We start from the raw sequence: 7841 nt of genomic DNA, 5'->3' as shown, positions 1-7841 counted from the left end.
TTTGCATTTTTGAGGAGTCAACGGTCCTCCGCTCCAAACAACCGCCGTGATTATGCGAGTCAATCTTTGTAAGTCTTATTACGAAAAACTACACTACGGGCAATAGATTTTCAGCTCTTAACTATACCATTCAATAAACTAGTAAAAAATCAGTTCTGGATAAAGATACCTACACCAGCGGAGGAAAAACACGGAGACTCGAAAAAGATAAAACGTCTTTTCCTCGTACGATGTCATGCTGCCGAAGCGTTCCTTGTCCTGCGGGAGGTCGGCTAAGATCGGTCACGTCCTGTTGGCCCGAGGCTCATCAGTCGCCCGCGGAAAGCGCAGTGTTTTTCCGGAGCGATATTAGTAAGGCAAGTTTTCACTACTGAACAGTTTAGGTCTTCTATATACAGAACGCAAAAACATGGAAAGGTGTGGGTGTCGTACAAGTTTTGTATCCTTCACTTCTTCCGGCTCTAGTTAACTGCCTTTTTTACAAATTTAATAGAAACAACTTACTAGTTTTGGCATATAAAAATAGTAACCTTCATAGAAAGGAGAGAAACATGATTAGAACTAAAAAATTTAAAATTGGCGTTGTCGGTTTAGGATATGTTGGCTTACCAATCGCACGAACACTTGCCGAAAAATATGATGTCATTGGCTTTGATATCAATGAGGGAAAAATAAAAGAACTTCGACGAGGCTATGATCAAACGGGGCAATTTTCAAAAAAGGCACTATCACTTGATACACTGCATTTCTTCACAGATGAAACAAAATTATCCGCCTGCGATTATCTTATCGTAACCGTCCCTACACCACTTACTAAAGCAAATGAACCCAATCTATCTTTTCTAAAAGATGCTACCTCTACCATTGGAAAGAATCTATCTCGTAAAACGACTGTTATTTTTGAATCCACGGTATATCCCGGAACTACGGAAGAAATTTGTATTCCAATATTAGAAACGGAGTCCCAATTAGTAGCGGGCAAAGACTTCTATGTAGGTTACTCTCCTGAAAGAATTAACCCAGGAGACGAAGAACATGTATTCAAAAATACGCCGAAGATTGTCGCTGGGCAAAATAAAGAAGCTTTACAAAAGGTTGTTTCGCTGTATCAGAAAGTAATTGAGGCAAACCTCCATGAAGCGCCTTCTATCAAAGTAGCTGAGGCCGCCAAAATACTAGAAAATACACAACGCGATGTCAACATTGCGTTGATGAACGAGTTCTCACTCATCTGTCACAAATTAAATATCAACACCCTTGATGTCATCGCAGCGGCAAAGACAAAATGGAATTTCACCCCTTTTACACCGGGGCTTGTTGGGGGACACTGTATTAGTATTGACCCTTATTATTTAATTTATAAAGCGAAACGAGCTGGCTATCATCCCCAACTCCTATCTTCTGCTCGACAGATAAACGATTCCATCTCTTCATATATTGTGAGCTCCTTACTAGCATTAGTTGTTTCACATAAACTAGATGTCAAGCAATTAAAAGTAGCATTACTAGGTGTAACCTTTAAAGAAAATATCCCAGATACAAGAAATTCAAAGGCACTAGATATTTTACGTCAACTACAAGAGCTCGGCATTTCTATCGAAGCAATTGATCCATATGCCGATAAACAAGAACTAGCTCGTAAATATAAGATTGATATCAAGCGAAAGTTGACAGAGATTCATCAAGTAGATGTCGTTATATTAGCTGTACCTCATCAAGATTTTAATTTAAATGAAATCACCTCGCAATTAAAGCCAAATAAAACGACTATTCTCATGGATATTAAAGGAATTATTTCGAATGAAGATCTTCCAGATAATATCATACTTTGGCATTTATAACAGAAGGGGACATCTCCCTTCTGTTTTTTTCTTTTATGATAGAATACCGACAAGTATATAAACACGAGACATGTTGTCGGGACTTGCATTCCATATGAAACGTAAGCCTTACTCTGAAAATAATTGCATTATCGCAGGTTAAATCCGCTTCTGCTGATGAAAGTATTACTTCAATTTACTAGACTTTTAATTTTTATAGAGAGATGTCTATGCAAATACTAGATTGCCTTCATATTCTATGATATGAGGTGATATAAAATATGAAGAAACAACGATTAAAAATTTTAATGTTAATCAAGCCGTTTTGGGTTTATCCAAAACACCGTCCAAAGATTGATACAATTAAGGAATTAGAAAAATATGCTGACGTGTATTACTGGCATTCAGACGGTAATATTCAAGATATTTTGACCAAATTAAATATTACCCCTGACTTTATCTTCCATTACGACATTGCTTGGAATTTTGGATTAGCACCTAACATCACAGGATTGGATAAAACATCTATTCCGAAAGGTTGCTTTGTAATTGATTTACATTGGCAACCTGAAACACGAGCAACCTATTTTACAAAAAATAAGATTGATATTATTTTTTCCGCAACGAAACATCCTTTTTTAAATGTGTTTCCACAATTTAAAGATAAATTACGCTGGCTCCCGTGGTCGATTAATCCTGACGTCATGAAAGACTGGAAACTTGAAAAGACGATAGACTACTTGCTCATGGGCCTCGTTTACGTCAATCCAAGCGATTTAGGCCGTCACATGTGTCCTAAGAAAATCCCTCCTAAAGGTAGATATGCCTTTCGAGATGCGGTATTTACACAAATGCGTGATATGCCTCATTTTGTTTTTCACCCACATCCTGGGCATCGTGTTCAAAATGCAGATCAGTTAATTGTTAACAAGAAATACGCAAAGGAATTAAATCGGGCAAAGTTATTTTTCACATGCGGTAGTAGAGATAAGGCTGGTGGCGTTGCTGTCTTGAAGTTTCTTGAAGCTCCTGCTTGTAAAACATTGCTACTCGCAGAACCTAACAAAGATATACAAGAACTAGGTTTTGTCGATGGCGAAAACTATGTTGCCTGTAATACTGATAATGTAGTCGAAAAGGCAAAGTATTATTTAGAAAATAAAAAAGAACGGGAGCGCATTACAGAAAATGGATATAAACTGATTCATACACATCATACGAATACACATCGTGCAAAATTTATTATAAATGAAATTAAAAATTTAAAGAGATAAACCCTTCCTAGCTAACTACCAGTTTTAAGTATCTAGCTATTTTTTCAATAAATAGGATGAGAAAAAACAATTCTCCTTCACCTCCCCCAACCATTCAAAATGGCTATCATGGGCCGATAGGTAAAAAAGATATGGGTTGATTTTAATCAAATTAAATGTGTTTCTATCATCTATCATTTGCCCTTGCAAGTAGGAAGCATACTCATAGAATATAGTAAGTTCAATGATAGATAAGATTGAACTAGAAAATAGGAGGAGGAAATTTACTTGGCTATTAATAATTTATTATTAAACGGTGGCTTTGAAGACGGAAACTTAGACAACTGGTCGGCTACGAATACAACTATTTCAGACCATTCACATACCGGGAACTTTTCTGCGCGTTTTAGATGTATCGGTTCCGCCTCATTAAGCCAAACTGTTCCAATTTCCAATGGACGCAACTATCAACTGCTTATCTCTCTTGCAAAATCAGGAATATTACCAGCTCCATCATTAGTTTTACGTGTTACTTTTTTAAATGAAGTAGATATGGTTGTCGGAAATGGAACACAGGTTAACATCCCTGCTAATAATCTACCGAACGTATTTTTTAATACGTGGCACCACGTCTATCAAATTACAGAGGACGCGCCGCCAGAAGCAACACAGGCTAAGGTGCAAATTTTAAAATTTGATCCTAACAACAGCTTTTATTCATCTGTGTTAATTGACGATGTACAATTACTCGACTTTGAAGCAAGCGGAACAATGCCACCTGGTCCAACAGGGCCAACGGGGCCAACCGGCGCTAACTTTTAAACAGGAGTCTGCATAAAATAATATAGTTTAACTAAAGAGGCTAGGACAATACACAAAGGTTAGACCCTTGTCCTAGCCTTTTTTAACATTCCCGAATGATACACGTATCCACAGTTATAAAGGATGGATGATTATCATTACCTCATAATGAATGGAGTGAATTTATTGATTACGGTTAGCTTATGTATGATTGTCAAGAATGAGGAAGAAACACTTGCAAAATGTCTCGATTCCGTTTATGACCTTGTTGACGAAATAAATATCGTCGATACCGGATCAACAGACAAGACAATTGAGGTTGCTAAAAAATATACAAACCGTATTTTTTCCTTCCCATGGACAGGAAAGTTCAAAGATGCGCGTAATAAATCTTTCGAATATGCCACAAAAGACTACATTTTTTATTTAGATGCGGATGATATCTTATTAGAGGAGGATAGAAAAAAACTTATAGAGCTAAAACATTCATTAGATAATACAGTAGATGCGGTTTCAATGTTTTACCAAACTTTAGATGAATATGAGCAAGTGATACTCACCTATCGTAGAAACCGTTTAGTTAAAAGAGAGAGAAACTTCCTTTGGCATGGTGATGCCCATAATTATTTACAAGTAGAAGGAAACATCTATCTTGCTGACATTGCCGTCACCCATAAAAAACGAACACATGCAGTCGGAAGAAATTTAAACATATATCAAAATAAATTAGCAGTTAATGAAAAACTATCAGCTAGAGATTATTTTTATTATGGTAATGAATTGAGAGAAAATGGTTTATATAAAGAAGCCATTGAAGCTTATACGAAAAATATTTCAATAAAGTCTGGCTGGAAAGAAGACAAAATTTTTGCTTGTATATTTCGTGCAGATTGTTATGGGATAGTAGGAGAAACGAGACAACAAATTGCCTCCTTACTTGATGCACTTTTACTTTCGGATTCACTCAAACCTGAGATATGTTGTCGAATTGGCCAATGCTTACAAAAAAAACAACAATATGATGCCGCAATATGGTGGTATCAATTAGCCTTAAACATCCCTTTCGATCCAACCCGCTGGGGCTTTACATTTCACAGTTACGCTACCTGGTATCCCCATATACAATTATGTATCTGTTACTATAATATCCAAGAATTTGACAAAGCAAATATGCATAATGAAAAGGCACTCGCTTATCGTCCACAAGAGCCTCAACTACTTTTTAATCAACAACTATTAAAAAATAAACGTAAGAAAAAACCTGACTTATAAAAGTCAGGTTTTTTTCCGTTCTCATGGGTTACGGACTTTGAGGTATATGATAAAAGCGAGGAGCTAGTAGCGTAATGGTGAATTAATCGTATCGGATTGTCTTGGATTGCAATGCTGGTTGGAATCTTGAGAGTGGTGATGCTGATGGTGATGCTTTCTATTTCCTTCCATACCAACGCGTGTAACTGTAACCTGTGTGCGAATAACTGCTTTGTAGATGAGTAAATTAATAACTGGTGTAGTGCCTGGGCCAATAAGAGGCTGATTCACATCTTTTTCAATTACAGATCTGCTCATGACTACCTGATCAGTTGGGCAAGCTCCTGGACATTCTACAATCTCTTGGAAGTAAAGTAGTACACGGAAATTAAGTGGTAATACGCCTGGTACCGGTGTTGTTGCAGTTACCGTTACATCTACTGGAAGTGTACCAAAGACCATGACAGCATCTTTTAATACCGTTACCTCTGTGTTGATTTGTCCTTCAACTGGTCTAACATCTGCTCTTAAGCCGAGAGCTGCAATTGCGGTGATAACCGGACCGATTGGTGGACCAGTCGGTAAAGTTCCTGTATCTAGCGCAAATGGTAACAAAAATTCTGCTGTACTATACACATTTTTCGAGCAAACAACTCTTTCTACAAGAGACTCTTCTTCCTTCTTACAATGATGACATTTACAAAGGTCCCCCAGACTACCTCTATTACAACGACTTCCTGAATTTCCCGTTGGTTCTAAAAAGTTTTTTCTTCCCACGAAGAATTCCTCCTTGTATTATTTTAGAAGTTCTCTTTTGCCTATCAATTGAAATGATAGGTAGAAAATCTCCTTACACTACTATATATGTAACATGTTCCTACTTTGCATAGATAGATGTACTTGTACAAACGCATATTTTTATAAAACTATGTCGGACACCTAGAAATAAGTAGATATGATGCTTAAAAAGTGAAAATGGGTAGAATTGAATCTCTTATCAAGTTTTACATTACAGACATTCAAGATGTTCTTTATGTATGAGTTCAACTTTTTACACCCTTAAAAAAAGGAAAGCCATGGTCATACATAGCTTTCCAAAGGAGTTCATTCATGGGTTAATCAAATACAAGACTTGTACTGATTACTATAACTTTATGCATTCTATTAAAATGTGAAACGGCAAAATCCTATTATTAAAGGTTGAATCAAATCTCCACTTTTATACCTTTTATGGAAAGGTGATTGAAATGATACTGATATCAAGCAACCTACACTTACAAATTCCGTTGATGTCATCTGCTTTCGTCCCTACAAGTACACGAAGACATGGCTAAAAATATATCATAATTTTCATTTCCAACACACCTTATATATAAATTACTTTAAAATAGACGTTTGAAATAGACTATGGAACAATCCGTTGAACATATTTTACATAATCTAGTACTAAGGATAAACGCAACCTAAAAAGTGCGTGTTTAAAAAGTTTAAAAAGGCGAAAGTTTTGCCATGGAATTTACATGAACTTTTTTGAACATCATTTCTAAGGAGTGACAACATGGGTCGATGTTTGAAACGAACACATTTTTATAAAGAAACCAAAGGGAAACCAATTGAAAAAGATTGCGTATGTCAGACAATTACTCGAATATATCAAGCCCAGAAAAAGGCAAGTGGAATCGACTGCCTATCTAGCTGTGAGCAAGCCATTCATCAACTAAAAGGCCACCAACATAATAGGAAACATACTACAATTCCATTTATGCTTTATAGTGATTGCGGTAAACCTTTTATTAGTTCTGGCGTGTATAAATGTAGGCACTTACACACCAAAAAGGAGCATTATGAATGTATTACCTCTCCTATTTTTCGTGTCAAATATATTGATGAAGATAGTTGTTGTGCAACATTAGAATTGCTCTTACCTGTGAGAAGTGATGGATCTCTTGTTTGCAAAAAAGCTGAATCTATCTGCGCTTACTTCCCTACTACGGACCCAGCAACTGATTTTATCGCTACTCATTTATGTATTACAGTAAATCTCCATAACTTTTCTGCCGTGTTCTGTTTGGACCCCATTACCCCTTTACCGGCGATGAAATAGAGAGCTTATGTGGGAGAGCTCTCTAGTTTTTTATAAAGCATATTCTATGTATACATGCTTTGCACATGGTAAAGTTAATAGGTGAAGTGGAGGTAGCAATATGCGACAATTTACAGAGCTAACATCAATTGAACAAATCGATACGTTTATAAAAAATCATGCTTTAGCCTTTCTATATATATCACAACCAAATTGTAGTGTATGTCATGGACTAAAACCACAAGTACAAGAACTAATGGAAAAATTCCCACATATTCATTTAGCTGAAGTTAATACAACAACCGTACCAGAAGTTGCTGGACGCCTTTCGATATTTACTGTCCCTGTATTATTGCTTTTTGTTTATGAAAAAGAGTATATTCGTGAAGCACGAATTGTCCATATGGATCTTTTCGAGAGGAAATTATTAAAAATTTATGAGAACATGTAGGCCTCAAACAACATCATGGGATGAAGCTCATATCTATTGTACAGCTACACCCCATTTTAATTGCGCGATAAGCTCCTGAGCCCCTTGCATGGCGTCTCGGTACTATCTACCTTCTTTTATCAAGTTATGCATCTTATCTGAAGAACAGTCCCCCTACAAAACCTAATGAAATGACAAAAGGT

General features: G+C 36.5%; 7 protein-coding genes. 6 read left to right on the top strand and 1 reads right to left on the bottom strand.

Going from position 1 to position 7841, the window contains the following annotated elements; translation table 11 throughout:
- Positions 1-551: 551 nt before the first annotated feature.
- The 4 genes from ACFFIS_RS11070 to ACFFIS_RS11055 all read left to right on the top strand — a co-directional run bounded on the left by ACFFIS_RS11070 (position 552) and on the right by ACFFIS_RS11055 (position 5146).
- Positions 552-1841 carry a nucleotide sugar dehydrogenase gene (locus ACFFIS_RS11070; RefSeq protein ID WP_390187544.1) on the top strand — a complete coding sequence of 430 codons (1290 nt, stop codon included), beginning with the start codon at positions 552-554 and terminating at the stop codon, positions 1839-1841.
- 260 nt (positions 1842-2101) lie between these two features.
- Positions 2102-3094 carry a glycosyltransferase family protein gene (locus ACFFIS_RS11065; protein WP_320381228.1) on the top strand — a complete coding sequence of 331 codons (993 nt, stop codon included), beginning with the start codon at positions 2102-2104 and terminating at the stop codon, positions 3092-3094.
- Positions 3095-3361: 267 nt separating this feature from the next.
- A complete protein-coding gene (locus ACFFIS_RS11060; protein ID WP_320381227.1) occupies positions 3362-3895 on the top strand; it encodes an NTTRR-F1 domain in 534 nt (177 codons plus the stop codon).
- A gap of 165 nt (positions 3896-4060) precedes the next feature.
- A complete protein-coding gene (locus tag ACFFIS_RS11055; RefSeq protein WP_320381551.1) occupies positions 4061-5146 on the top strand; it encodes a glycosyltransferase in 1086 nt (361 codons plus the stop codon).
- Positions 5147-5209: 63 nt separating this feature from the next.
- On the opposite strand, the gene ACFFIS_RS11050 is transcribed toward ACFFIS_RS11055, so the two are convergent.
- Positions 5210-5902, bottom strand: coding sequence for a hypothetical protein (locus ACFFIS_RS11050; protein ID WP_390187543.1), 693 nt, complete (start codon positions 5900-5902; stop codon positions 5210-5212).
- Positions 5903-6683: 781 nt separating this feature from the next.
- Between ACFFIS_RS11050 and ACFFIS_RS11045 the strand changes: the two genes are divergently transcribed.
- Positions 6684-7229 carry a CotY/CotZ family spore coat protein gene (locus tag ACFFIS_RS11045; RefSeq protein WP_390187542.1) on the top strand — a complete coding sequence of 182 codons (546 nt, stop codon included), beginning with the start codon at positions 6684-6686 and terminating at the stop codon, positions 7227-7229.
- Between the two features lie 100 nt (positions 7230-7329).
- The gene (locus ACFFIS_RS11040) at positions 7330-7659 is read left to right on the top strand and encodes a thioredoxin family protein (protein ID WP_320381224.1); all 330 of its coding nucleotides are present in this window, start codon (positions 7330-7332) and stop codon (positions 7657-7659) included.
- Positions 7660-7841 lie beyond the last annotated feature (182 nt).

This window comes from Paracerasibacillus soli, from assembly GCF_042432965.1.
In the GTDB taxonomy this organism is placed as follows: domain Bacteria; phylum Bacillota; class Bacilli; order Bacillales; family Amphibacillaceae; genus Paracerasibacillus; species Paracerasibacillus soli.
This window is presented reverse-complemented; position numbering and strand designations above follow the sequence as displayed.

What these genes read in the sequence shown, in the direction of transcription:
- ACFFIS_RS11070 (WP_390187544.1), top strand. Translation starts at nt 552, where the DNA reads ATGATTAGAACTAAAAAATTTAAAATTGGCGTTGTCGGTTTAGGATAT.
- ACFFIS_RS11045 (WP_390187542.1), top strand. Translation starts at nt 6,684, where the DNA reads ATGGGTCGATGTTTGAAACGAACACATTTTTATAAAGAAACCAAAGGG.
- ACFFIS_RS11040 (WP_320381224.1), top strand. Translation starts at nt 7,330, where the DNA reads ATGCGACAATTTACAGAGCTAACATCAATTGAACAAATCGATACGTTT.
- ACFFIS_RS11065 (WP_320381228.1), top strand. Translation starts at nt 2,102, where the DNA reads ATGAAGAAACAACGATTAAAAATTTTAATGTTAATCAAGCCGTTTTGG.